At 69.3% G+C, this 21,062-nt stretch carries 21 protein-coding genes; 6 read left to right on the top strand and 15 right to left on the bottom strand.

Going from position 1 to position 21,062, the window contains the following annotated elements:
• Positions 1–122: 122 nt before the first annotated feature.
• From ASF49_RS19285 to ASF49_RS19260, 6 genes are all read right to left on the bottom strand, one after another.
• Positions 123–1,043 (bottom strand): bestrophin family protein, encoded by a 921-nt coding sequence (locus ASF49_RS19285; RefSeq protein ID WP_056476842.1) that lies wholly within the window; start codon positions 1,041–1,043, stop codon positions 123–125.
• Between the two features lie 79 nt (positions 1,044–1,122).
• Positions 1,123–1,878, bottom strand: a complete 756-nt coding sequence (locus tag ASF49_RS19280; protein WP_056476839.1) for a glucose 1-dehydrogenase — start codon at positions 1,876–1,878, stop codon at positions 1,123–1,125.
• A gap of 198 nt (positions 1,879–2,076) precedes the next feature.
• Complete coding sequence (locus ASF49_RS19275) at positions 2,077–3,027, bottom strand: LysR family transcriptional regulator (RefSeq protein ID WP_056476836.1); 951 nt, start codon at positions 3,025–3,027, stop codon at positions 2,077–2,079.
• A 49-nt stretch (positions 3,028–3,076) separates the two neighbouring features.
• A complete protein-coding gene (locus ASF49_RS19270) occupies positions 3,077–5,050 on the bottom strand; it encodes an acyl CoA:acetate/3-ketoacid CoA transferase (RefSeq protein ID WP_056476833.1) in 1,974 nt (657 codons plus the stop codon).
• Between the two features lie 322 nt (positions 5,051–5,372).
• Positions 5,373–6,731, bottom strand: a complete 1,359-nt coding sequence (locus tag ASF49_RS19265) for an ATP-binding response regulator (RefSeq protein ID WP_056476830.1) — start codon at positions 6,729–6,731, stop codon at positions 5,373–5,375.
• Positions 6,728–7,915: an FIST N-terminal domain-containing protein gene (locus tag ASF49_RS19260; RefSeq protein WP_056477110.1), complete on the bottom strand. Its 1,188-nt coding sequence runs from the start codon at positions 7,913–7,915 to the stop codon at positions 6,728–6,730. The genes ASF49_RS19265 and ASF49_RS19260 overlap by 4 nt, the downstream gene beginning before the upstream one ends.
• A gap of 143 nt (positions 7,916–8,058) precedes the next feature.
• Between ASF49_RS19260 and ASF49_RS19255 the strand changes: the two genes are divergently transcribed.
• A complete protein-coding gene (locus ASF49_RS19255) occupies positions 8,059–8,718 on the top strand; it encodes a response regulator (RefSeq protein WP_082511416.1) in 660 nt (219 codons plus the stop codon).
• Between the two features lie 17 nt (positions 8,719–8,735).
• On the opposite strand, the gene ASF49_RS19250 is transcribed toward ASF49_RS19255, so the two are convergent.
• Together ASF49_RS19250 and ASF49_RS24770 are read right to left on the bottom strand one after the other, a co-directional pair.
• A complete protein-coding gene (locus ASF49_RS19250) occupies positions 8,736–9,173 on the bottom strand; it encodes a PRC-barrel domain-containing protein (protein ID WP_056477107.1) in 438 nt (145 codons plus the stop codon).
• Positions 9,174–9,752: 579 nt separating this feature from the next.
• On the bottom strand, positions 9,753–9,878 hold the full coding sequence (locus tag ASF49_RS24770; protein WP_272481515.1) for a hypothetical protein: 126 nt from the start codon (positions 9,876–9,878) through the stop codon (positions 9,753–9,755).
• A 613-nt stretch (positions 9,879–10,491) separates the two neighbouring features.
• On the opposite strand from ASF49_RS24770, the gene ASF49_RS19245 reads away from it, so the two are divergent.
• The gene (locus tag ASF49_RS19245) at positions 10,492–10,857 is read left to right on the top strand and encodes an SWIB/MDM2 domain-containing protein (protein WP_056476824.1); all 366 of its coding nucleotides are present in this window, start codon (positions 10,492–10,494) and stop codon (positions 10,855–10,857) included.
• Between the two features lie 113 nt (positions 10,858–10,970).
• Here the strand turns inward: ASF49_RS19245 and ASF49_RS19240 are convergent, their stop codons facing one another.
• Together ASF49_RS19240 and ASF49_RS19235 are read right to left on the bottom strand one after the other, a co-directional pair.
• On the bottom strand, positions 10,971–13,115 hold the full coding sequence (locus ASF49_RS19240; protein WP_056476821.1) for a helicase-related protein: 2,145 nt from the start codon (positions 13,113–13,115) through the stop codon (positions 10,971–10,973).
• A gap of 123 nt (positions 13,116–13,238) precedes the next feature.
• Positions 13,239–13,742, bottom strand: coding sequence for a YciE/YciF ferroxidase family protein (locus tag ASF49_RS19235; protein ID WP_056476818.1), 504 nt, complete (start codon positions 13,740–13,742; stop codon positions 13,239–13,241).
• A 429-nt stretch (positions 13,743–14,171) separates the two neighbouring features.
• Here ASF49_RS19235 and ASF49_RS19230 point away from each other — a divergent pair, with 429 nt between their 5' ends.
• A complete protein-coding gene (locus tag ASF49_RS19230) occupies positions 14,172–14,438 on the top strand; it encodes a hypothetical protein (RefSeq protein WP_056476815.1) in 267 nt (88 codons plus the stop codon).
• Positions 14,439–14,472: 34 nt separating this feature from the next.
• Here ASF49_RS19230 and ASF49_RS19225 read toward each other — a convergent pair whose 3' ends face one another.
• Positions 14,473–15,057, bottom strand: coding sequence for a sigma-70 family RNA polymerase sigma factor (locus ASF49_RS19225; protein ID WP_243214793.1), 585 nt, complete (start codon positions 15,055–15,057; stop codon positions 14,473–14,475).
• On the bottom strand, positions 15,054–15,416 hold the full coding sequence (locus ASF49_RS24605) for a NepR family anti-sigma factor (protein WP_156653098.1): 363 nt from the start codon (positions 15,414–15,416) through the stop codon (positions 15,054–15,056). The genes ASF49_RS19225 and ASF49_RS24605 overlap by 4 nt, the downstream gene beginning before the upstream one ends.
• A 403-nt stretch (positions 15,417–15,819) precedes the next feature.
• Here ASF49_RS24605 and ASF49_RS19220 point away from each other — a divergent pair, with 403 nt between their 5' ends.
• Positions 15,820–16,749, top strand: a complete 930-nt coding sequence (locus ASF49_RS19220; RefSeq protein ID WP_056477100.1) for a glutaminase — start codon at positions 15,820–15,822, stop codon at positions 16,747–16,749.
• A gap of 31 nt (positions 16,750–16,780) precedes the next feature.
• On the opposite strand, the gene ASF49_RS19215 is transcribed toward ASF49_RS19220, so the two are convergent.
• Positions 16,781–17,503 carry a helix-turn-helix transcriptional regulator gene (locus tag ASF49_RS19215; RefSeq protein WP_056476812.1) on the bottom strand — a complete coding sequence of 241 codons (723 nt, stop codon included), beginning with the start codon at positions 17,501–17,503 and terminating at the stop codon, positions 16,781–16,783.
• 75 nt (positions 17,504–17,578) lie between these two features.
• On the opposite strand from ASF49_RS19215, the gene ASF49_RS19210 reads away from it, so the two are divergent.
• The gene (locus tag ASF49_RS19210; RefSeq protein WP_056476809.1) at positions 17,579–18,172 is read left to right on the top strand and encodes a glutathione S-transferase family protein; all 594 of its coding nucleotides are present in this window, start codon (positions 17,579–17,581) and stop codon (positions 18,170–18,172) included.
• Positions 18,173–18,311: 139 nt separating this feature from the next.
• Here ASF49_RS19210 and ASF49_RS19205 read toward each other — a convergent pair whose 3' ends face one another.
• The gene (locus ASF49_RS19205) at positions 18,312–19,352 is read right to left on the bottom strand and encodes a glutamine synthetase beta-grasp domain-containing protein (RefSeq protein ID WP_056476806.1); all 1,041 of its coding nucleotides are present in this window, start codon (positions 19,350–19,352) and stop codon (positions 18,312–18,314) included.
• Positions 19,353–19,590: 238 nt separating this feature from the next.
• Between ASF49_RS19205 and ASF49_RS19200 the strand changes: the two genes are divergently transcribed.
• Positions 19,591–20,679 (top strand): cytochrome-c peroxidase, encoded by a 1,089-nt coding sequence (locus ASF49_RS19200; protein ID WP_056476803.1) that lies wholly within the window; start codon positions 19,591–19,593, stop codon positions 20,677–20,679.
• A 32-nt stretch (positions 20,680–20,711) separates the two neighbouring features.
• Here ASF49_RS19200 and ASF49_RS24285 read toward each other — a convergent pair whose 3' ends face one another.
• Positions 20,712–20,873: a hypothetical protein gene (locus tag ASF49_RS24285; protein WP_200930086.1), complete on the bottom strand. Its 162-nt coding sequence runs from the start codon at positions 20,871–20,873 to the stop codon at positions 20,712–20,714.
• Positions 20,874–21,062: the final 189 nt, after the last annotated feature.

Raw genomic sequence — 21,062 nt, 5'->3', positions numbered from 1 at the left:
GGAAGCGATACGACATCGGCTGCTCCCGCCTCTCGCCCAGAAGCGGAATGCTATCGATCCGCCCAGGCCGGACGTCGGCAGAACAGCCCCACCCGGCGACGTCTGACGAACGCCTTCGGCCCTCACGTCAGCAGATAGCGTTCCGGCTCCAGGGGCGGCGGCGCAGTCTCGCCCAAGGCGTCGAGGACGATGCCGTCGATGGTGCGCAGCAGGGCGTCGAGGGGCAGGTCGTTCGGCGCGAGGCCGAAGGGCTCCTCCAGCTCGTCGCCCAGGGCATCGAGGCCGAAGAAGGTGTAGGCGACGAGGGCCGTCGCCACCGGCGTCGCCCAGCCGAGGGACGCGGCGAGGCCGAAGGGCAGCAGCAGGCAGTAGACCCAGGCCGTCCGGTAGAGGAGCAGGGTGTAGGCGAAGGGCAGCGGCGTGTTCTGGATGCGCTCGCACACCACCTGGACCTGCGCCAGGGCGGCGATCTTGTGCTCCAGGGCGGCCAACAGCACGTCGGTGAGAACGCCCCGGCGATAGGCCGTGGCGAGATCGGCGGTGAGCCCGGCCAGCACCGCATCCGCCGCACTCGGATGCCGGGCCAGCGACACGACCTCCGCCTCCGGAAGCCAGGGCACGGCCGCCGCGCGAGGATCGCCGCCGCGGAGCTGCGCATGCAGGGCGTGGGCGAAGGCCGAGAGGCGCCGCAGGCTGCGCCCGCGCAGGGGTGCGGCGGCTTCGCCCGGCAGGAGGGCGGGCACGAGCCGGGCGAGCCCCCGCGCCTCGACCACGAGGCTGCCCCAGGCGCGGCGGCCCTCCCACCAGCGGTCGTAGCAGGCACTGTTGCGGAAGCTCAGGAAGATCGACAGGGCGATCCCGATCAGGGTGAAGGGCCCGACGCCGGCGGTGACCGGAAACGCCTCGGGCCAGCGTCGCTCCGCCGCCACCACGACCACGGCCACCAGGGTGATGCCCACGACCTTGAGGGCGACCTGCGGCAGGATCGAGCCGCGCAGGGTGAACAGGATATCGAGGAGGCTCGGGCGCGAACGGACGATCATCCCACCCTCTTCTCAGGCCGCAGCGCGTCCCGCAACCGGGGCCTCCTGGGCGCGGCGACCCGAGCCGCGGACGTGATGATCAGAGCGACCAGCCACCGTCGACCGAGATCGCGGCGCCGGTGACGAACGCACCGAGGTCGGCGCTCATCCACAGGACCGCCTCCGCGATCTCCTCGGGCCGGCCCAGGCGGCCGACCGGCTCCAGATCGATCGCCTTCTGGATGTCGCCTCCGGTGAAGCGGTCCATCATCGGGGTCGCGATGTTGCCCGGCAGGACCGCGTTCACCCGGATGTTCGCGGTGGCATAGTCGAGCGCGGCCGACTTCGTGAGGCCGATGACGGCGTGCTTCGAGGCGGCGTAGCTGGCGCCCCCCGCGACGCCCCGGATGCCGGCGCCCGACGCGGTGTTGACGATCACGCCGCCGCCCTGGCGCAGCATCTGCGCGATCTCGTGCTTCATGCAGACGAAGGTGCCGCGCAGGTTGATGTCGAGGACGCGATCCCACTCGTCGAGGGCGATGTCCGCCACCGGCGCCGCGATGTTCTCCACGCCAGCGTTGTTGAAGGCGATGTCGAACCGGCCGAAGGTCGCGACCGTCCCGGCGACCGCCGCCTCCACCTCCTCCGGCCGGGCGATGTCGCAGGCGAGGACCAGCCCCTCGCCGCCGGCCTCCCGAATCGCCTCCGCGGTCCGCTGCAGCGCGACCTCGGTCCGGTCGAGGATGGCGACCCGGGCCCCTTCCTGCGCGAAGGCGACCGCGGTGGCGCGTCCGATGCCGCTGGCGGCTCCGGTGACGAACGCGACGCGGCCGGTGAATCGATCGGGACGGGACATGGCAGGACCTCACGGGTTCGAAGGGCGGACGCGCCGATGATCCGGAGGATGTCCCGATGCCCGCGCCCTGTGCGTCGTCGGCGGCGGACACCGTCCCGGAGCGTCGGCCTGGATGTAGGCGGGACGATCCGGCGGTGTGAGCCGGTGTCACCTCATCGGGGCGATGAGCCATCCTCATCGTTTCATGCGCAGGCGGCGTCAGAGGCCGAGCGGGCGCATCTCGCGGATCAGAGCGATGAGCAGCCGCAGACCGGTCGGGAGCTGCCGGCGTCCGGGGTAATAGAGGTGGAAGGCGGGGCCGGCCGGAGACCAGTCGTCGAGCACGCGCCGAAGGGCCCCCTCCCGGACCGGCGTCGCCACGCAGGGTTCCGGCAGGTAGGCCAGACCGGCGCCGGCCTGGGCGAGGGCGATCGCCAGCCCGGTGTTGTCGAGGGTCAATGCCCCCGGCACATCCAGGGCGACGGCCTCGCCGTGCCGCTCGAACTCCCAGCGATAGATGCGATCGTTGCCGAGGCGGATGCCCAGGCCGCGATGGGCGAGCAGGTCGTTGGGATGCATCGGCACACCGAAGCGCGCCAGGTAGGCGGGCGCACCGACCACGACCCAGCGGACCTCGGCGGAGAGGCGCTGCGCGATCATGTCCTCCGGAACCGTGTCGCCGTAGCGGATTCCCGCATCGGCGCCCGCCTCGACGACGTCGAGCAGGGTGTTCGAGACGCGGACATCGATCGCGATCTCCGGATAGCGCGCGAGGAAGACCGGGAGGACCGGGGCCAGGAGCAGTGCGCTCGCATGTTCCAGCACGTTGAGGCGCACGCGGCCGGCCGGCTCGCCACGATGACGGTTCAACGCCTCGACGGCCTGTCCGATCGCCGCGAACGGCCCCTCGAGCGACGCGAACAGATCCTCGCCGGCGGCCGTGAGCGTGACACTCCGGTTCGTGCGGTTGAGGAGGCGCACGCCGAGTTGCGACTCCAGGCCCTTCAGGGCATGGCTCAGCGCCGAGGCGCTGACGCCCAGTTCAAGGCCTGCACGCCGGAAACTGCGATGCTTCGCGATCGCCAGGAAGGCCCCGAGGGCGGGCAGGCTCGTACGGCTGGGCGGCACGGATCGGTTGTGCCGACGCGCAGGTGCCGACGCAAGCACCATGAGCCTACTTCATCGTCGGCGCCACGCCTCCGGGACGGGCGCCCCCGGTTCACGCCGCCGAGGCGATCGCCGTGGAAGCGCGTCGGATCTTGCCGGCCCCGTCCAGGAAGGCGTGGGCATCCTCCTTGCGCTCGAAGACGTGGGGCGCGACGCCGCGCCGGGTCAGCGCCTCTTCCATCTTGAGGCGCAGGAAGGCGCTGGTCGCGTAGCGGGTGGTGGTGAGGTAGTAGTTCGCCTGCAGGTACTGAATCATGTGCGCGTAGTCGTCGTACAGGTTCTCGTTGATGCGGAACCCGTCGTGGTTGACCACGGTGTTGACCCGCTGGCCGGCCTTCTTGCAGGCGCCCACCAGCACCAGGCGCAGATCGTCGAGGTCGCTCTTGGCACGGGCGTGCCAGCCCTCCAGGTTCACGAACAGGATGTTGCGCTCGGCGTCGTAGCTGACCCGCTCGGGGAGGTTGAGATTGAGCAGGTCGGCCAGCAGCTCCATCGGCTCGTCTCGGAACAGGCGGGCATCCATCGGCATCGGCTGCTTGATGATCGGCCGGAAGCCCATGTGGGGCAGGATGTCCCGCTCGATGTCGATGCCGGGGGCGACCTCGATGAGTTCCAGGCCCTCGTCGGTGAGCTGGAAGACGCAGCGCTCGGTGACGTAGATCACCGGCTGCGCGCGCATCTGCGCGTAGTGCCCGCTGAAGGTGATCTGCTCCACCTGCGGCAGGAACTTCTGCGAGCGGCCTTCCGTGACGATCCGGAGCTTGCCGTCCTCGATCACGGTCTCCAGGCCGCCGACCGTGAAGGTACCGGCGAAGACCACGGAGCGGGCGTTCTGGCTGATGTTGATGAAGCCGCCGCAGCCATTGAGGCGGCCGCCGAACATGCTGGTGTTGACGTTGCCGTGCTGGTCGCACTCGGCGAGGCCGAGGCAGGTCATGTCGAGGCCGCCGCCGTCGTAGAAGTCGAACATCTGGTTCTGGTCGATGACGCAGTCGGCGTTCGTCGCCGCGCCGAAGCTCGACCCGGAGGCGAGGACGCCGCCCACCGCGCCGGCCTCGGTGGTCAGGGTGATGTAGGGAGTGACCTTCTCCTCGTTCGCCACCGCCGAGATGCCCTCGGGCGCGCCGACGCCGAGGTTGACGACGCCGTTGGGCGGCAGCTCGAAGGCCGCGCGCCGGGCGATGACCTTGCGGGCGTCGAGCGGCATCTTCTTCATGCCGCTCACGGGCACGCGGATCTGGCCGGCCAGCGCCGCATCGTGCTGCACGCCGTAGTTCATGCGGTGCATCTCGGGCTCGGCCAGCACGACGCAATCCACGAGGATGCCCGGAACGCGGACGTCCTTGGGCAGCAGGAAGCCGTCATCGACGATGCGCTCGACCTGGGCGATGACGATGCCGCCGTTGTTGCGGGCGGCCATGGCCTGGGCGAGGCAGTCCAGGGTCAGCGCCTCCTTCTCGAAGGAGATGTTGCCCGAGGGGTCGGCCGAGGTGCCGCGGATGAAGGCGACGTCGATCTTGGTGGCGGTGTAGAACAGCCACTCCTCGCCATCGACCTCGACGAGCTTGACGATCTCGTCCTCCGTCACGGTGTTGACCCGGGCGCCGCCATGGCGCGGGTCGACGTAGGTGTGCAGGCCCACCTTCGAGAACAGCCCCGGCTGGCCGGCGGCGCAGGCCCGATAGAGCTGCGAGATCACGCCCTGGGGCAGATTGTAGCCGAGGATCCTGTTCTCCTGGGCGGCCTTGGCGACCTTCGGCATGCGGCCGAAATTGGCGGCGATGACGCGGCGGAGCAGGCCCTCGTGGTGCAGGCGCCCGGTGCCGAGGCCTTTGCTGTCGCCCGCCCCCGCCGTCATGATCAGGGTGAGGTCGCGGGGGGCGCCGGTCTCGACGAAGCGGGTCTCCAGGGCGGCGTGCAGCGCCTCCGGGATGCAGCTCTGCACGAAGCCCGTCGTGGTGACCACGTCGTTGTGCCGGATCAGCGCGATCGCCTCGCCGGCCGTGATGACCTTGTTTTTCTTCATGAACCGGGCCGTCCTCCGCATCCCAGGCCGGCACGGGCGACAGGTCATGACCTGCGGCGAGGCGCGCATGGGGAAGTCTTATTCTGGCGCGCCAGCGTAAAGACCTGCAGGAAGCTTCGCAAGAGCGCTTCAACTGTCGTTGCAGCGCAATCTTATCTTGGTGCAATGCAATTTTTTCAATCGAGCATCAAACTGAACTGAAAGCGGGCCTGCAAAAGATTTCACAGTCCGCCGTCGGACGCGCGGCAAGACGGAACGATGCCTCCGATACGGCCAAGTTTATTCAAAATACTCTTCGGGCACGCAGCTCCTGCGCCTGCGCTCAGGCCAGCAGATAGGTCAGGAGCGCCCGCAACTGGGCAGGTCGCACGGGCTTGTGGACGAGGTGCGCTCCGAGTTCGGCGACCTGCGCCTCGATCTCGGGGGAGTGGTTGGCGGTGGTGACGATCACGGGCAGGCGGGTCTCGGCACGGCTGTTCAGATAGGTCGCCACGTCGAGGCCGCAGGCACCGTTGTCGAGATGGTAGTCGAGGATGAGCAGGTCCGGCGGACCCATGCCGGCCGCGAGCGCCGCTTCGACCCCGGCAAGGTCGCGGCGGACGCAGACCTCGGCGTCCCAGGCGCGCAGCAGCCGCTCCAGGGCATCGGCGGTGGGCGGATCGTTCTCCACGACCAGGACCCGCGCGCCCGTGAGCCGGGTCGTGACGGGGGCGGCGGGGACCGCGCGCTCCGGCGGCGTCAGGCTCACCGGCAGAGTCAGGGCCATGCGGGTGCCGCGCCCGACCCGCGAGGCGAGGTCGAGGGGATGGCCGAGGGCCTGGGCCATGCGGCGCACGATGGAGAGGCCGAGCCCGAGGCCCGGTTCGCCCCCCTCCCCCTCCGCGCCGCCGCGGAAGAATTCCTCGAAGACGAGGCCTTGCTCCGCCGGGCCGATCCCGCAGCCGGTGTCGAGCACCTCGATGCGGCAGGCGTCTCCTCGTCGCCGGATCGCCACCAGCACGCCGCCCTGCCGGGTGTAGCGGATGGCGTTCGAGACGAGGTTCTGCAGGATGCGCTGAAGCAGCATCGGGTCGCTGGCCACCACCAAGTCGGGTCCGCGCAGGGTGAGGCGCAGGCCCTTGCGCTCGGCGAAGGGGCGGAAGCTCGCGACGGTACCGGCGAGGAGTTCGCCTAGGGCCACCGGCTTGATCGCCGGGCGCACCACGCCCGCATCGAGCTTCGAGATGTCGAGCAGGGTCTTGATCAGGTCTTCGATGATCTGGAGCCCGCGTTCGATCTGACCCGAGATCGCCGCCGCCTCCGGTCCCAGGGGCAGGTCGGCCAGGGCCGAGGCCGAGAGTCGGGCCGCGTTGAGCGGCTGCAGCAGGTCATGGCTGGCGGCGGCGAGGAAGCGGGTCTTCGAGCGGTTGGCGTTCTCCGCTTCCTCCTTGGCCGCCACCAGCGCCGTGTTGGAGCGTTCCAGGCGGTGCATCAGCCCGGTCAGTTCCTCGGTCCGGGTACGGACGCGGCCTTCCAGCATGGTGGCGGTCTGGAACAGCGAGTAGGCACCGCCCTGCTGGTCCATGCTGCGCTCGACATGCGCCATCAGGGCCGCATTGATGCGCTCCAGCTTGGCGATGCGCCGCAGATGCGCATCCTCCTCGGCGACCCGCGGTGCGGTCTCCGGCGGCGGGACGATCATGGCCCGGCCCCGCCGCGGCCCGGCTCGCCCCGCCCGATGGCGATGCCGGTGAAGGTCTGGTTGAGATGCATCGACCGGTACTGTTCGCCGTAGGTATCGAAGCCGACGATGTCGTAGCGTCGGTAGAGATCGACGATGCCGTGCCGCACCTGCCGGCTCTCGGCGTCGAGGCGGCGCAGGACGCATTCGAAGCCGATGACGAGGTCGATGCCGCCCAATGCCGCGTCGAGGCGGGCGAGTTCGGCCTCCGTCGCCGCTACGATGTCGCGCGGGCGCGCCAGGGTGAGCACCACCCCCTCGTCGATGGCGCAGAAGAAGCTGAGCGAGCCATCCGCGTTCATGCGCCGGATCGACCGGCAGAAATACTCGCCCCCGACCTTCACCGCGAGGGGATAGGCGGCAAAGCTCATCGGCGACAGCCGCTCGGGATCGAGACCCACCGCCATGGCGTATTCGCGCGCCGCCGGCTCTGCGTTGAGCTCATGCACGGTGCGTTGCTCGTCGTCGGAGGCGGTGACCACAAACTTGGTCCCGGTCGGCTCGAAATTGTCGCTCTTGAAGATCTGGACCGGGAAATCGGATTCCACGAGGAGCAGCACGGCGGCGCGCTGGTGGATGCGGCCGTCATGAAGCAGCACGGTCTCCCGGAAGGTGAGATCGTCGCCGGCCGAGCCGCCCACGAGAGGGATGCCGTCGAGCGCCCAGGCGATGGCCGAGACCACCGTCTCCTCGGCATTGGTGAGCCCGTCGATCAGCGAGACGGCGAAGCAGCGGCCGGAGGCCGGATCGGCGCCCGCCCCGTCGAGACTCCGGCGAAGAGCCCGCACGCTGGAGGCGGTCCGCTCCACGTCGAGGTGGTCGATGGCGTCCAGCAAGGTCGAGACGATGCGGAAACCCGCCCTCGGGAATGCGATGACGACGAGGCCCCGGTCGAGGCCGCCCGCCGGCGAGATGCCGCCCGACATGGTGCAGCCCGCGATCCCCGCACCCGGAAAGCGCGCGCAGAGCCCCCGGTTCAGGATCTCGACGTCGTAATCGGCCGAGAAGAAGGCCACGATCTGGGCGACGGGACGCGGGCCGATGGCCTCGCCGATCTCGGCGATCGCCATGTCGGCCGTGGCGGCGTCCGTCCACGCCGTCGTGATGCCGCACAGATGCGTGCGCACCTGCGTCCCCTCTGCCACGTTGCGCTTCCCCACGGCTCGACGCGTGCCGGACTTGACGCCCGGTTCCCCGCGATGACACGAGTATGTCGGGCGGCCGGTTCCCGCGCAATGCGGCACCGAACGGCTCCGAAACAGGGGCGCACGCACCGGGCGGAACGGGCATGCATCTCCTCATCGTCGACGATCATCCGCTCTTTCGCGACGCCCTCGCCAGCGCGGTGGGCCTCGCCTACCCGGACGCGACCCTGCACGAGGCCGACGGCATCGCCAGCGCCTGCGCGGTTCTGACGGCGCAGCCCGCCATCGAGATCATCCTCCTCGACCTGTCGATGCAGGGCGTGACCGGCTTCGAGGGGCTGTTGACGATCAGGGCCCAGGCGCCGCGGGTCCCGATCCTCGTCGTCTCGGGCCTGGAAGATCCGCGGATCATCCGGGAGGCGCTCGATCACGGAGCGGCCGGCTTCGTGCCCAAGGCGGTCGACAAGGCGACGCTGACGCGGGCCATCGCGGATGTGCTGGCTGGAGGCCTCTCGGTGCCGGCGAAGCTGCCGAACGCGACGCTTGCCCCGTCCTCCGCCCGCAAGGCGCCGATCGCCGAGCGGGTCGCCAGCCTGACTCCGCAGCAGGTGCGGGTACTGGCGATGATCCGCCAGGGCAAGCTCAACAAGCAGATCGCGCACGAGCTTCAGGTCGGGGATTCCACCGTCAAGGCGCACGTCTCCGAGATCCTGCGCAAGCTCGACGTGATCAGCCGTACGCAGATCGTCATCGAGACCGCGCTCCTCGATTTCGACCGGATCCTCGCGGCGCCGGAGAACTGAGGCGCCCGCTCGGCACCTCAGGCGGTCGGGATCTTCGAGCCACCGTAATGACCGTCGACGCGCTCGCCGAAGGCCGGGTCGGCGAAGGGATCCTCACCGGGGCCGTGGGTCGGCGCGCCCGCCAGGGTGTCGCGGTCGATGTCGACGATGTAGCCGCCGAGATCGACGCTGTAGGTCAGCGCCCGCCAGGGGACGGGATGGTAGCTCTCGCCCAGACCGAGGAACCCGCCGAACGAGATGACGGCGTAGGCGACCTGGCCCGAGACCTTGTCGACCATGAAGTTGTAGACCGTGCCGATGTGCTCCCCGTCGTGGCTGTAGGCGGCCGTGCCCTCGACCTTGTTCGAGGCGATCAGGCGGCGGGTCTCGTCGATGGCGACGCCCTCGGCCGAGGGGTCGAGTTCCATCGACCCGGCCGGGCGGATGCTGCGCTCGTTCGGAAGGTCCGTCGGCATGCGCATTCCTCTCTGGAGATGGGTTCGGCGACGTGGGAGCACCGGACGCGGCGCTCGACCGGACAAGCCGCGACCCGCACGGGGGTTCCGGCCTCAGGCCCGCTCGACGAACCGGCACACCGATCCGCGCGGCCACCTCGATCCCGCACGGCCAGACGCTGGAGCATCCCGCGGCTCACCAGGAGCGTCGCGAGACCGAACACCCTCAAGGCCCGCCGGGCGCAGGGGATGGCGAGGCCGAACAGCACGAACAGGATGTCCGCCACGATCGCGTCCCGACGAACGCGGTGAGCACCACGCCGCAGGTGGCGATCCCGCTTAGCGCCCCGAGGATCACGGGGCCATCGCGGGCGAGGGAGCGCTGTCGCAGGGCATCGTGCGGCGACCGAGGCAGGTGCACACGTTCAGCGGTCTCGCGATGCGCGGGAGGCGAAAGGCGGGCCTCGGGGCGATCCGGATGATCTGGGCCGCGCTGTCGAGGGAAGGGGCGACCGCGTTATCGAACAGGACGGAGCGATCACGCCAGGAATGGAACCCCGGCGCAACGGTCGCGGGCGCGGGCGGTTCGGGCGCTGGCCGTCAGATCAGACCGGCATCGCCACGGGCGTCGGGGCCGGCCTGGGCCTCGACCGAGACCAGCGTGCCGAGGCCGATGATGAGCGCGGCGGCGGCACCCAGCGAGAGCGTGAAGGCAAGGAGGATCATACTCTCGTTATCATCGGTCGCCCTTAAAGTTCGGTGATGCTCTTGGATCGGCTCCGTCCCAAAACTGCGCGTCGCGGCGTGAAGACCGGTTCGAGCGCTGCCGGTCCCGTCGTCCGTCCGCGCCGTTTCCGGGAAGTCTTCAGCATCAATTCTTCGTCGCGGCCATAAAATCTTGCGTATGGGACGGTGCCCTTCGGACGGGACGCGAGCCCCGACCGGTTCCGCACCGGCACGGCGCGACGCCAGCGGGCGCGGGCGGTGCAGCCGGCCGAACGGACGCTGGAGCGCATCCGCTCGCGCATCCCGGTAACCCTTTGTCGCACGATGATTTTTCTCACCCCTGCCCACGCGCCCCGGATCGACGGCCAGCTCAGACGGCGCGTCGAAGTACAGGTCGGCGCAGACCAAGTTCTCACCAAGTCGAGGCCGTTTCATCTCTGTACGGAGCAGCCTCGACCGGACACCCGGCTCCGCGCCTGTGGATGACGGGCGCGCAGAGGGCGGTTTCCCCTTGGAACGCTCGCGGCACCGCTTAGTTGTTGCAGCTATGCGCTGCGAGGCCACCGGCCGTGGGCGTACCGGCGCTCACCGTCGACATCCGGAGGAAGACCCCATGGCAAAGAGCACCACGAAGACCGCCGAGAAGGCCGCCCCCAAGGCTGCCCCGAAGGACGCCGAGAAGCCCGCCGCCAAGGGCAAGAAGGTCGCCGCGCCGAAGGGCGAGGGTGCAAAGCCGAACGCCCTGCAGCAGCCGCTGAAGCCGTCCTCCGAACTCGCCGCCGTCGTCGGCGATGCCGCCCTGCCGCGCGGCGAGGTGGTGAGCAAGGTCTGGGAATACATCAAGAAGCACAATCTCCAGAACCCGGAGAACAAGCGCGAGATCCTGGCCGACGACAAGCTGAAGAAGGTCTTCGGCAAGGACAAGTGCACGATGTTCGAGATGAACAAGCACCTGGCTGCGCACCTCAAGTCGGCCTGAGCCGCCACCGGCTCAACACTCGTCCCGGATCGGCGTCGGGGAGGGGGGAACCCCCTCCCCCCTGCCGGCCGGTCACGGCGGCGGATCATGGCGGCCACCGAGGGGCTGGTTCATCAGCCCCGCGCGCTCGCCCGCCGCGTGCGCCGCTCGACCTTGCGGGTTGCCGTCTCCCTGAGATGGCGCTCGATCTCGCCGTTCGCCCTGGCACGCATCGCCCGCATGGCATCGGCATCGTCGAAGGTCTCGGGAAAGCGCCGGGACAGCCAGAGATAGGCACTGGCGAGCTTCACCGTCCGTTCCTGGTAATCCAGTTCGCCCGCGAGGTTCGCCCGCAGGGCCGGCACGCTCGTACCCGCCGCCCGGGCCTGGGTCCAGCGCTCCAGCATCCCGAGGGAGACGGGATCGCGCCGGTCCACCGGGCAGACCGAGAACGCAAACTTCTCCGCGATCGGCAACCGCGCCTTGTCCACCACCCGGGCGATCTCCAGGATCTCCTCCAGGGCGGAGGGCTGGAACGGTGAGCCGGCGTAGAAGGTGGCGCGCGCGAAGTGCGCCAGCACCTCGCGCAGGCTGTCGGTGCGCATCTCCTCGGCGACGGAATTGATCGCGATGAGGTCGGGACGCACGAAGAAGCGCGTATCGGCGGCCGGCGCTGTCGGCGCGCCGGCGAGCGCCGCCCGGATCGGCTCCAGCCCTGTCTCGTCGACAGCGGCGACGTAGCCCTCGTCCTGGTGCCCGAAGCGGCCGGCGCGGCCGGCGATCTGACGGATCTCGGAATTGGTCAGCGCCCGCTCGCCGACGCCGTCCCACTTGCGCACCGCCGAGAAGACGATCCGCTTCAGGGGACCGAGGTTGAGGCCCATGCCGATGGCGTCGGTGGTGACGAGGACATCGGCTTCGCCCGCCCGGAAGCGGGCGGCCTCCGCGCGCCGCACCTCGGGCGAGAGCGCTCCGTAGATCGTCGCCACCCGGTGCCCGGCCGCCACCAGGATCTCGCGGTTCTCGTGGACGGCCCGGCGGGAGAACGCCACCACCGCGTCGCCCGGCGTCACCTTCTCCAGGGGAACCGGCGCTTCCTGCAGCACCAGCGGTGTCTTGCGCACGAAGGTGATCACTTCGAGGGACTCGTTGGCGGCCTCCGCGGCGCGGCGCACCGCCGCCAGCGCATCGTCCGAGCCGCAGACCACCACGGTGCGGGCGGCGACCCCGAACAGCGCGTTGGTCCAGGCCCAGCCCCGGTCGGGATCGGCGATCATCTGGATCTCGTCGATCACCGCGACGTCGACGGGCCGGGTGAGGTCGGCGGTCTCGATGGTGCGCGCGGTATGGGTCGGGTTGAGATCGCCCAGCGTCTCCTCGCCCGTCACCATGCCGGCCCGCAGGCCGCGCTCGGCCAGGGCCTCGTAGTTTTCGAGCGCCAGCAGCCGCAAGGGGGCGAGGTAGGTGCCGGTGGGAGCCGCCCGCAGCATCTCCAGGGCCGCATAGGTCTTGCCGGAATTGGTCGGCCCCATGTGGAAGACGATGCGCCGGCCCAGGCGCCGGGCGGCGGTAAACTTCTCGATATAGGCGCCGAAGCCGACCTGATCGCGCAGACGGCGCAGGCGCGAATCCTCCCGCGCCACGCTGCGGGCGCGGGCGCGCACGCCCTTCAGGGTGTCGGTGAGCGACTGGTTCAGGTTGGGCGAGAACAGGAAGGCGCGCGAGCGCAGGGAGCGGTCGAGGTGGTCGATATAGGTCGCGGCATCGGCTCCCACCTCGCGCAGATCCTCGGCGACCTGGTCACGCAGACGCTCCACCGCCCGGCGCAGGGCCTTCGTGATCCGCGGCTGGGTCTCGGCGACGGCGGCACGCAGCTCCTCGAGGCGCCAGTTCGGATCGTTGCGATGGGCCATGCCGGACAGGATGCCGGCGATGCCGGTCTCGGGCGTCGCATCGACCCGCAGGTCGAGACGCCCGCCGTCGAGGACGGGGATCAGGGTCCGGATGGTCCAGGCGATGCTGCCGTCCCGCATCACCGCCGCGCGCAGGGCGGGCACCGCTTTCTTCACGGCCGCGACACCGCCCTCCGCGAAGGCTCGCCGCGCCCTCAGTTCGCGCAGGGCCTTGGCGACCACCGCATCCTCGACGAGGCCGCCATACTCGGGCAGGCCGAGATGAAGCCGCAGGGCCTCCACCTCGACGCTGCGGGGCGGCAGCCCGAGGCGGGCCGCCGCCTCCAGCAGACTCTCGTTCGTCGGTCGCGCACGTTTGCGGGCCATGGGCCTCTCGTCGGGGGGTCTGGATCCGCCGCGGACGGACGACCGGGCCGCGCCAGGGTGCGCGGGACGCGGCCCAAAAAGCAACGGCTCGGATCAGCGCAATCCCAACCGTCGTCGGCCCGTTCAGGCCGCGCGCTGGTTCAGCTGCGGCTCCGCCAGGCTGGTGAGCAGGTGGTCCGTGGACTTCTCCTCGTCGAGGTTCTGCTGGAGGATGCGCGCACAATCCTCCCGACCGAGACGCTCGGCCCAGGCGATCAGGGTGCCGTAGCGGGTGATCTCGTAATGCTCCACAGCCTGGGCCGAGGCCACGAGGGCGGCGTCCAGCACGTCCTTGTCGGCGATCTCGCCGGCAACCTCGTTGGCCTCCTCGATGATGCCGTTGATCGCCGGACAGGTGACGGCCTTGGGGCTGTGCCCATGCATCTGAAAGACCTTCTCCAGGCGCTGGATCTGATTCTCCGTCTGACGCAGGTGAGTCTCGAAGGCCTGCTTCAGTTCCGGATGGGTCACCTTGGCGATCATCTTGGGCAGCGCCTTCGTGATCTGGTTCTCGGCGTAGTAGATATCCTGGAGCGTGCGGACGAAGAAGTCGTCGAGGGTTTTGATATCACGGCTGAACGAGCCCATTGCTGCCTCACCTGGCATCGTTGATGCGGGATCGAGGAGCGGACGCACCGGGACGCGAAGCCCGCCCTGCGCATCGGCGTGCCACCGGATCGCCAGGGTCCGAGGGCCGCGCATCGAGATCGCGGCACTCGGCTGCCTCGATGGCTCGAACCTGCCCCGAAAACTCGGCGCCTATGCTTTCTGTTCCACCGGCGGAACTTCGACGAGAGCCGATCCGCAACTTAGAGACGGAAACCCGACGACTATCTTGCACTAGCCAATGGCAACAACCCCTGGTCGTTTTTGCTTCGTTTTTGATCCAAGTTATTTAAGGCTCCGCTTCTCGCCCGCTAATTCAGTGTGCCGCCGGGGCGCGTCGAAGCAGGTTGCGATGCCGCGTCGGCGCGTCATCGGTCCTTGCGCGACCACACACGTCAGGGAAGCGATGCGATGCACGAGAATTCCGCCGGACCGGCCGCATTCTGGGCCTCGGTGGCGAACGACGTCACGTCCCGGGTCGAGCCGGTGCTCACCCGCGACGGCAAGGCCCGCGAAGGGGTGCTCCAGTATCTCCGCGACCTAGAAGCGGTCGCCCTGCGCGACGGCAGCAGCCGCGAGGCCCTCCAGGTGATCGCCTCCGGGCGGCGCCTTCTGGGCGACCGGAGCGATGTGCCGCTCGCCGAGATCGCCCGCGCGGCGCGCGCCGCCCTGATCTGAGGGCGGCGGGCGCGTCGCGCCCGGGGCGCGTTCGCTACCCGGGCGGCGCCCCCAATGCCGCTCGGGTGAAGGCATCGGCGCCGATATCGTCGGTCCCGTTCATCCCGAGGCTCTCGATGAGGCGACCGCGCGCCCGGCTGACGCGGCTCTTCATCGTCCCCACGGCGACGCCGCAGATCTCCGCCGCCTCCTCGTAGGTGAAGTTCTGCGCACCGACGAGGACCAACGCCTCGCGCTGGCTGAAGGGCAGCGCGTTCAGGGCCTCCTGGAACTCCAGCATCTCGACCCGGATCTCCTGCTCGGGCAGGCTCGTCAGGCGCCCAGCCAGGGCGCCGTCGGCATCCTCCACCTCGCGCTTGCGCTTGCGCTGCTCGGAGTAGAACAGGTTGCGCAGGATGGTGAACAGCCACGCCGTGAGGTTGGTGCCCCGTGTGAAGCTGTCGGCCTTGGTCCAGGCCCGTACGAGGGTGTCCTGGACGAGGTCGTCGCTGCGGTCGAGATCGTAGGTCAGCGAGAACGCGAAGGCCCGCAGGGCCGGGATCGCTCCGAGCAAGAGTCCGCGCATCTCGTCGTCGGCGCCCTGCGGTGTGCCGACCGGAGCTGGCATCGCGTTGTTCATGAGGATCCTCGCGTGGTGTTGCGGGCGGCCAGATCGGCGAGGAGGGCATCGAATCGGTCGGGTAGCGGCTGGTTCAGCACCTCGGCGTAGAGGAGGCGCAGGTTGCGTCCGATGCGTCGCCGGGCCTCCACCGTCATCCCGGCCTCGCCCGGGCCGGTTCGGACCTGAGGGGATGGCGTGACGTCGGGGACGATGGCATGCGCAATGTCGACGGCGGCGATTCCCGGCCCGGCAACGCCAGACCGCGCCCGTGTCACCGGTGCCGGTCTCGCCTGCACTAGACTGCCCGTCGTCGGTGTCGCGAACTGGACACCGCCGGGTCCGGTGCTGCGGTTCGGGTCGCTCGAATCAATGCTCATTGCTGCTCATCGCTCGACGGCCGGGGCCGGAGAGTCCGGAGCGCCGTCATTTCGGCGGCCGTGCTAAGGCTCCGCGATTTAACGAGCTCTGAAAAAAGCATTCATCTGATCTTAAGCCACCAAATGCAGGCGAAAGACCATGAGCATCAGTTGGAAACGATTAGAAACAATGGCGATACATTGGTCAAGCGTTGCCTTTGGAAACTTATAGTATTGCGATCCTGTCGCTAAGCTGAACAGTACGGAAGCGCGGCCTGATCGCACTCCCGCCGCGCAGCGCCAAGCGGAACCAGACGCTCATCGCGCGCCGCAATCGACGGCGGAGGCCCGCGTGGCCCGGCGCTTGCGCGCGTCGGCCAACCCCGTCGCCCCACCGTGGAAGCGCTGCCCGATGCCGTCAGACCTGCCCGATCTCGATCACGTCGTCCGCGAGATCGCCGACGAGATGCGGGAGCGGCCGGACCGGGGCGAGGTCGCGACCTACATCCCGGAACTCGCCGGGGTCGATGCCAAGGCCTTCGGCCTCGTGGTGATCGACGCCGAGGGGCGTTTCGCGGCCGCCGGCGACTGCGACGCGCCCTTCTCGATCCAGAGCATCTCGAAGGTCTTCACCCTGACTCTCGCCCTCGGCATGGCCGGCGACCGGCTCTGGCGCCGGGTCGGGCGCGAACCCTCCGGCAGTCCCTTCAACTCCATCGTGCAGCTCGAGCGCGAGCGCGGCATCCCACGCAATCCGTTCATCAACGCGGGGGCCATCGCGGTCACCGACCTGATCCTGTCCGGGCACCAGCCCCGCGAGGCCCTCGGTGAGATCCTCCGCTTCATGCAGTTCCTGGCGCAGGATCCGACCATCGCCATCGACGAGGCCGTCGCCGCATCCGAGCTGCGCACGGGCTTCCGCAACATGGCGCTGGCCCACTACATGAAATCCTTCGGGGTGCTCGACAATCCGGTCGATTTCACCCTCGGCGTCTACTTCCACCATTGCGCCATCAGCATGTCGTGCCGGCAGCTCGCCCAGGCGGGCCGCTTCCTCGCCCATTCAGGCCGCAACCCGCTGACGGGACTGTCGGTGGTCTCGCCCGAACGGGCGCGCCGCATCAACGCGGTCATGCTCACCTGCGGGCACTATGACGGCTCGGGCGAGTTCGCCTACCGCGTCGGCCTGCCCGGCAAGAGCGGCGTCGGCGGCGGCATCCTGGCGATCGCGCCGGGCAAGGCGTCGATCGCCGTATGGTCGCCCGGACTCGACGCCTCGGGCAATTCCCATCTCGGGCGGATCGCCCTGGAGAGACTGACGAAGCGACTCGGCTGGTCGATCTTCGGAGCCTGAACCATCGCGCTCCGGCGCGGACGCATCCGGCTCAGGAATCCGTTCCGCGCGGGGGCGCCGCGCGCTGCCGGGACGACTCGCGCAGGGCGGCTAGATAGTCCCGGAGCAGGCTCACCCGCCGCGGCCGAAAACTCGCGCCCGTGGCCGCGGCGGCAGCGATGCGGTCCGCCCGGAAGATGCGGTGTGCCCCACGCAGGCAACACCAGGCGAGAACCACCAGCTTGGAATCGAGATAGACGATCGCCAGCGGCCAGATCGTGCGCTCCGTCTCCCGCCCGGCCTCGTCGGCGTAGCGGATCCGGACCGCCTCCTCGCGCCAGCACCCCTCGCGCAGCGTCGCCAGACCGAGAGCGGGCGCGAAGCGCGGCCCCGACCGGCGAACCTGGGAGACGGCGTGGAGGAGGTGTTGCTGGCTCGCGTCCGGCAGCGTGGCGGCCACCTTGGCGAGCACCGCGACGGCCGCCCGGGCCAGGGCCGGGTCCCCCATGTGGCGGACCTCGGACAGCCCCAGGGCAAGAGCCTCGATCTCGATACGGTCGAACATCTGGGGCGGCAGCGCACCGTCCTCGATCAGGCGGTAGCCGTAGCCGCGCTCGCCCTCGATGACGGCGCCGGCCGCCCGCAGGGCATCGATGTCGCGATAGAGCGACCGGACCGAGACGTCCGTCTCCTTCGCCAGGCGGGCGGCCGTCACCGGCGCCGGCAGCGCGCGCAGGGCCTGGAGCAGGCGGAAGAGGCGATCCGTGCGAGCCATCGTGCAACTGACGGAAATTGGCAGGTGCCCTGCCGTATAAGCCGCGCTGCCGAAGCCGCCAACCGGAGCGCCCCCATGCTGACCCTCTTCCATTCCCCCCAGAGCCGTTCGACCCGCGTCATCGCCCTGCTGAAGGAGCTCGACGCCCTCGAGGCCGTGACGATCGAGCGGGTGACCATCCCGCGGCGGGACGGCACGGGCAGCCGGGATCCGGCCAATCCGCATCCGGACGGCAAGGTCCCGTTCCTGATCCATGACGGCGTCGCGATCTGGGAGAGCAGCGCGATCATGCTCTACCTCGCCGACCTGTTCCCGGATGCGGGCCTGAGCATCCCGCCGGGGCATCCGCGCCGCGGCGCCTATCTCAGCTGGTTCGCGTGGTATTCGGGTGTCGTGGAGCCCGTGCTGACGCTCGAGGCGGTCGGCGTCACCCATCCCGGCATCATGGCGACGTTCCGGAGTCACCTGGAGGTGAAGGCGCGGCTGCGCGCGGCCCTGGCGGACGGGCCCTTCCTGTTCGGCAACCGCTTCACCGCGGCCGACCTGCTGCTCCACTCGCCCTATGCTTGGTTCGGCAAGCCCGGCGAGCCGATCCTCGACGCCTGGGTCGAGCGCTGCATGGAGAGGCCGGGCGCGCGGTTCGCCGCGGCCTTCGACGCCGCAGCGTGATCCCGGCGCGGGACGCCCGAGCGGACGACCCGGCCTGAAACGACTGCTCAGGGTAGAGGCAAAAAAGAGGGCCTGCCGCGGCTTTCGCGGCAGGCCCTGATTATCAGACGAGCAGAATGCCCGACGACGTGCCTACGATTTAGGCCGCCGCCTGCTGATCGGTCGCGGTCGGAACCGACGCGATGGTCTTCAGGATCTGCGAGGCGATCTGGTAGGGGTCCCCCTGGCTGTTGGGACGGCGGTCTTCCAGGTAGCCCTTGTACGCGTTGTTGACGAAGCTGTGCGGCACGCGGATCGAGGCGCCGCGATCGGCGACGCCGTAGCTGAACTGGTCGATCGCCGCGGTCTCGTGCTTGCCGGTCAGGCGCATGTGGTTGTCCGGCCCGTAGACCGCGATGTGGTCGTCGAGGTTCTCCTTGAAGGCCGCCATCAGGGCCTCGAAATAGGCCTTGCCGCCCACCGAGCGCATGTGCTCGGTCGAGAAGTTGGCATGCATGCCCGAGCCGTTCCAATCCGTTGCGCCAAGCGGCTTGCAGTGGTACTCGACGTCGATCTCGTAGGTCTCGCACAGGCGCTGGAGCAGGTAGCGGGCGACCCACATCTCGTCGGCGGCCTTCTTGGAGCCCTTGCCGAAGATCTGGAATTCCCACTGACCCTTGGCCACCTCGGCGTTGATGCCCTCGTGGTTGATCCCGGCGTCGAGGCAGAGGTCGAGGTGCTCCTCGACGATCTTGCGGGCGATGCTGCCGACTTCCTTGTAGCCGACGCCGCAATAGTACGGGCCCTGCGGAGCCGGGTAGCCGGAGGCCGGAAAGCCGAGGGGGCGGCCGTCCTTGTAGAAGAAGTACTCCTGCTCGAAGCCGAACCAGGCGCCGTCATCGTCGAGGATGGTGGCGCGCTTGTTGGAGGCGTGCGGGGTGACGCCGTCCGGCATCATGACTTCGCACATCACCAGCACGCCGTTCTTGCGCGTGGAATCGGGGAAGTGACGCACGGGCTTCAGCATGCAGTCGGAGCTGCCGCCCTCGGCCTGCATCGTCGAGCTGCCGTCGAAGCCCCAGAGCGGAAGCTGCTCAAGGGTCGGAAATGCGTCGAATTCCTTGATCTGGGTCTTGCCGCGAAGGTTCGGCACCGGAGTGTAGCCGTCGAGCCAAATATACTCGAGTTTGTATTTCGTCATTCCGAGCCTCTCGTCCTGAAGCGATGCGAAATCCCAGGACACCTGACGGGATCCGCAGCCATCGCTGGCTGGAGCCGCCTAAGCAACGTTCGCGCCAAATCCAGCGAACCGGATCCTGCGGCATATCGGCAAGGGTTTCCGAACGGCCGAGACCGATCGAAGGCGGCCCCGGGCGACGGCGTCGCGTGAGACTTCGTTAACGAGTTCGTCCTAGCGCTGACAAGGTCAGGAGATCGTGATGCGCACAGTCAGCGCCGCGCTCGCCAGCGTTGCCCTGTTCGCCCTCGCGGCGGCGGGGCTGGGGTTACGCGCCTCCGGCGCCGGCGAGCCAGGACGAACGGATGCCAGGACGACGCAGGCCGAACTCTCGGCGCTGCGCGAGGCCTATCGGCGGGTCGACGAGGCGCTGCATCCGCCCGAGAATCCCTACAGCCCGGCGAAGGCCGACCTCGGCCAGCGCCTGTTCTTCGACACCCTCCTCTCCGGCGCGCGCACCATGAGCTGCGCCGGCTGCCATGTCCCGACCCAGTCCTGGAGCGACGGCCGCCCGCGCGGCATCGGCGAGACCGGTGCCGCCATGAAGGTGCGTACGCCGACCCTGCTCGACGTGGCCCAGAACCCGATCCTCGGCTGGGACGGCAAGTTCCGCGACCTCGAGGCCGTTGCCTTCACTCCCATCACCGGCACGAACGCGATGAACCTGCCCGAGGAGACGCTGATCGCGCGCCTCAAGGCGGATCCCGGCTACGTTCGTGCCTTCGCGGCCGCGTTCCCCGATCGGGTGGGGGCGGCCGACCCCGACGGCGCGATCAGCCGTCGGACCGTCGAGCTGGCGCTGGCAACCTTCCAGCGCTCCATCGTGTCCGGCGAGGCGCCGTTCGACCGCTGGGTGGCAGGCGATGCCCGCGCCATCAGCCCGAGCGCCAAGGCCGGGTTCGCGCTCTTCAACGGCAAGGCGCAATGCGCCGCCTGCCATTCCGGCTGGACCTTCACGGACGGATCGTTCCACGACATCGGCGTCGGCACCGGCGCGGATATCGGCCGGGCCGCGTTCTTCCCGGACTCGGTGCAGCTGCGCTACGCCTTCAAGACCCCGACCCTGCGAGACGTCGCCGAGCGCGGGCCCTACATGCATGACGGGTCACTCGCCTCGCTGCGCGAGGTCGTCGACCTCTACGATCGCGGCGGCATCGACCGTCCGAGCCGCTCGCCCGCGATCCGGCCGCTCGGCCTGACCGAGGCCGAGAAGCGCGACCTGATCGCGTTCCTGAAGTCCCTGAGCGCCGATGGGACGGCGAGCGTCGCGACCCCGCCCCGCCTGAACTGAAGGGAACGTCCCGCATCGGGGACGGATCGCCGTCAGCGGAAGAGCGGGAGACCCGCACCGAGCAGCCCGAGCCCACCGAGGAGCAGCCGTCCGGACCAGCGCTCCAGGACTTCGGCCCGGCTCGTCGCCCGCGTCGCCGCGTAGGACAGCCCGGTTCCCACCATCAGGCTCGACAGGCTCAGGGTCGCGATCATCGGGCTCTTCGGGTCGGGCGCGGCGTTCCTCTTTCCCTAACCCGGGCACGGTTAGCGGACCATGCGCGGGTGCGCGGCTTCCGAAGACATGGTCATGAAAGCGTTACACGGTCGCCGTGCATCCGCCGAACCGCACGAAGATGGCGGCCGATGCCGCCAAGCAACCAATTAACCATTTGGAAGGGTTCG

It is taken from the genome of Methylobacterium sp. Leaf104 (genome assembly GCF_001422885.1).
GTDB lineage: Bacteria > Pseudomonadota > Alphaproteobacteria > Rhizobiales > Beijerinckiaceae > Methylobacterium.
This window is presented reverse-complemented; position numbering and strand designations above follow the sequence as displayed.

Excerpts from the sequence above, each read along its gene's own strand:
- ASF49_RS19285 (WP_056476842.1), bottom strand. The coding sequence starts at position 1,043 with ATGATCGTCCGTTCGCGCCCGAGCCTCCTCGATATCCTGTTCACCCTG.
- ASF49_RS19280 (WP_056476839.1), bottom strand. The coding sequence starts at position 1,878 with ATGTCCCGTCCCGATCGATTCACCGGCCGCGTCGCGTTCGTCACCGGA.
- ASF49_RS19275 (WP_056476836.1), bottom strand. The coding sequence starts at position 3,027 with ATGGTGCTTGCGTCGGCACCTGCGCGTCGGCACAACCGATCCGTGCCG.
- ASF49_RS19270 (WP_056476833.1), bottom strand. The coding sequence starts at position 5,050 with ATGAAGAAAAACAAGGTCATCACGGCCGGCGAGGCGATCGCGCTGATC.
- ASF49_RS19265 (WP_056476830.1), bottom strand. The coding sequence starts at position 6,731 with ATGATCGTCCCGCCGCCGGAGACCGCACCGCGGGTCGCCGAGGAGGAT.
- ASF49_RS19255 (WP_082511416.1), top strand. The coding sequence starts at position 8,059 with ATGCATCTCCTCATCGTCGACGATCATCCGCTCTTTCGCGACGCCCTC.
- ASF49_RS19250 (WP_056477107.1), bottom strand. The coding sequence starts at position 9,173 with ATGCCGACGGACCTTCCGAACGAGCGCAGCATCCGCCCGGCCGGGTCG.
- ASF49_RS24770 (WP_272481515.1), bottom strand. The coding sequence starts at position 9,878 with ATGATCCTCCTTGCCTTCACGCTCTCGCTGGGTGCCGCCGCCGCGCTC.
- ASF49_RS19245 (WP_056476824.1), top strand. The coding sequence starts at position 10,492 with ATGGCAAAGAGCACCACGAAGACCGCCGAGAAGGCCGCCCCCAAGGCT.
- ASF49_RS19240 (WP_056476821.1), bottom strand. The coding sequence starts at position 13,115 with ATGGCCCGCAAACGTGCGCGACCGACGAACGAGAGTCTGCTGGAGGCG.
- ASF49_RS19235 (WP_056476818.1), bottom strand. The coding sequence starts at position 13,742 with ATGGGCTCGTTCAGCCGTGATATCAAAACCCTCGACGACTTCTTCGTC.
- ASF49_RS19230 (WP_056476815.1), top strand. The coding sequence starts at position 14,172 with ATGCACGAGAATTCCGCCGGACCGGCCGCATTCTGGGCCTCGGTGGCG.
- ASF49_RS19225 (WP_243214793.1), bottom strand. The coding sequence starts at position 15,057 with ATGAACAACGCGATGCCAGCTCCGGTCGGCACACCGCAGGGCGCCGAC.
- ASF49_RS24605 (WP_156653098.1), bottom strand. The coding sequence starts at position 15,416 with ATGAGCATTGATTCGAGCGACCCGAACCGCAGCACCGGACCCGGCGGT.
- ASF49_RS19215 (WP_056476812.1), bottom strand. The coding sequence starts at position 17,503 with ATGGCTCGCACGGATCGCCTCTTCCGCCTGCTCCAGGCCCTGCGCGCG.
- ASF49_RS19210 (WP_056476809.1), top strand. The coding sequence starts at position 17,579 with ATGCTGACCCTCTTCCATTCCCCCCAGAGCCGTTCGACCCGCGTCATC.
- ASF49_RS19205 (WP_056476806.1), bottom strand. The coding sequence starts at position 19,352 with ATGACGAAATACAAACTCGAGTATATTTGGCTCGACGGCTACACTCCG.
- ASF49_RS19200 (WP_056476803.1), top strand. The coding sequence starts at position 19,591 with ATGCGCACAGTCAGCGCCGCGCTCGCCAGCGTTGCCCTGTTCGCCCTC.
- ASF49_RS24285 (WP_200930086.1), bottom strand. The coding sequence starts at position 20,873 with ATGATCGCGACCCTGAGCCTGTCGAGCCTGATGGTGGGAACCGGGCTG.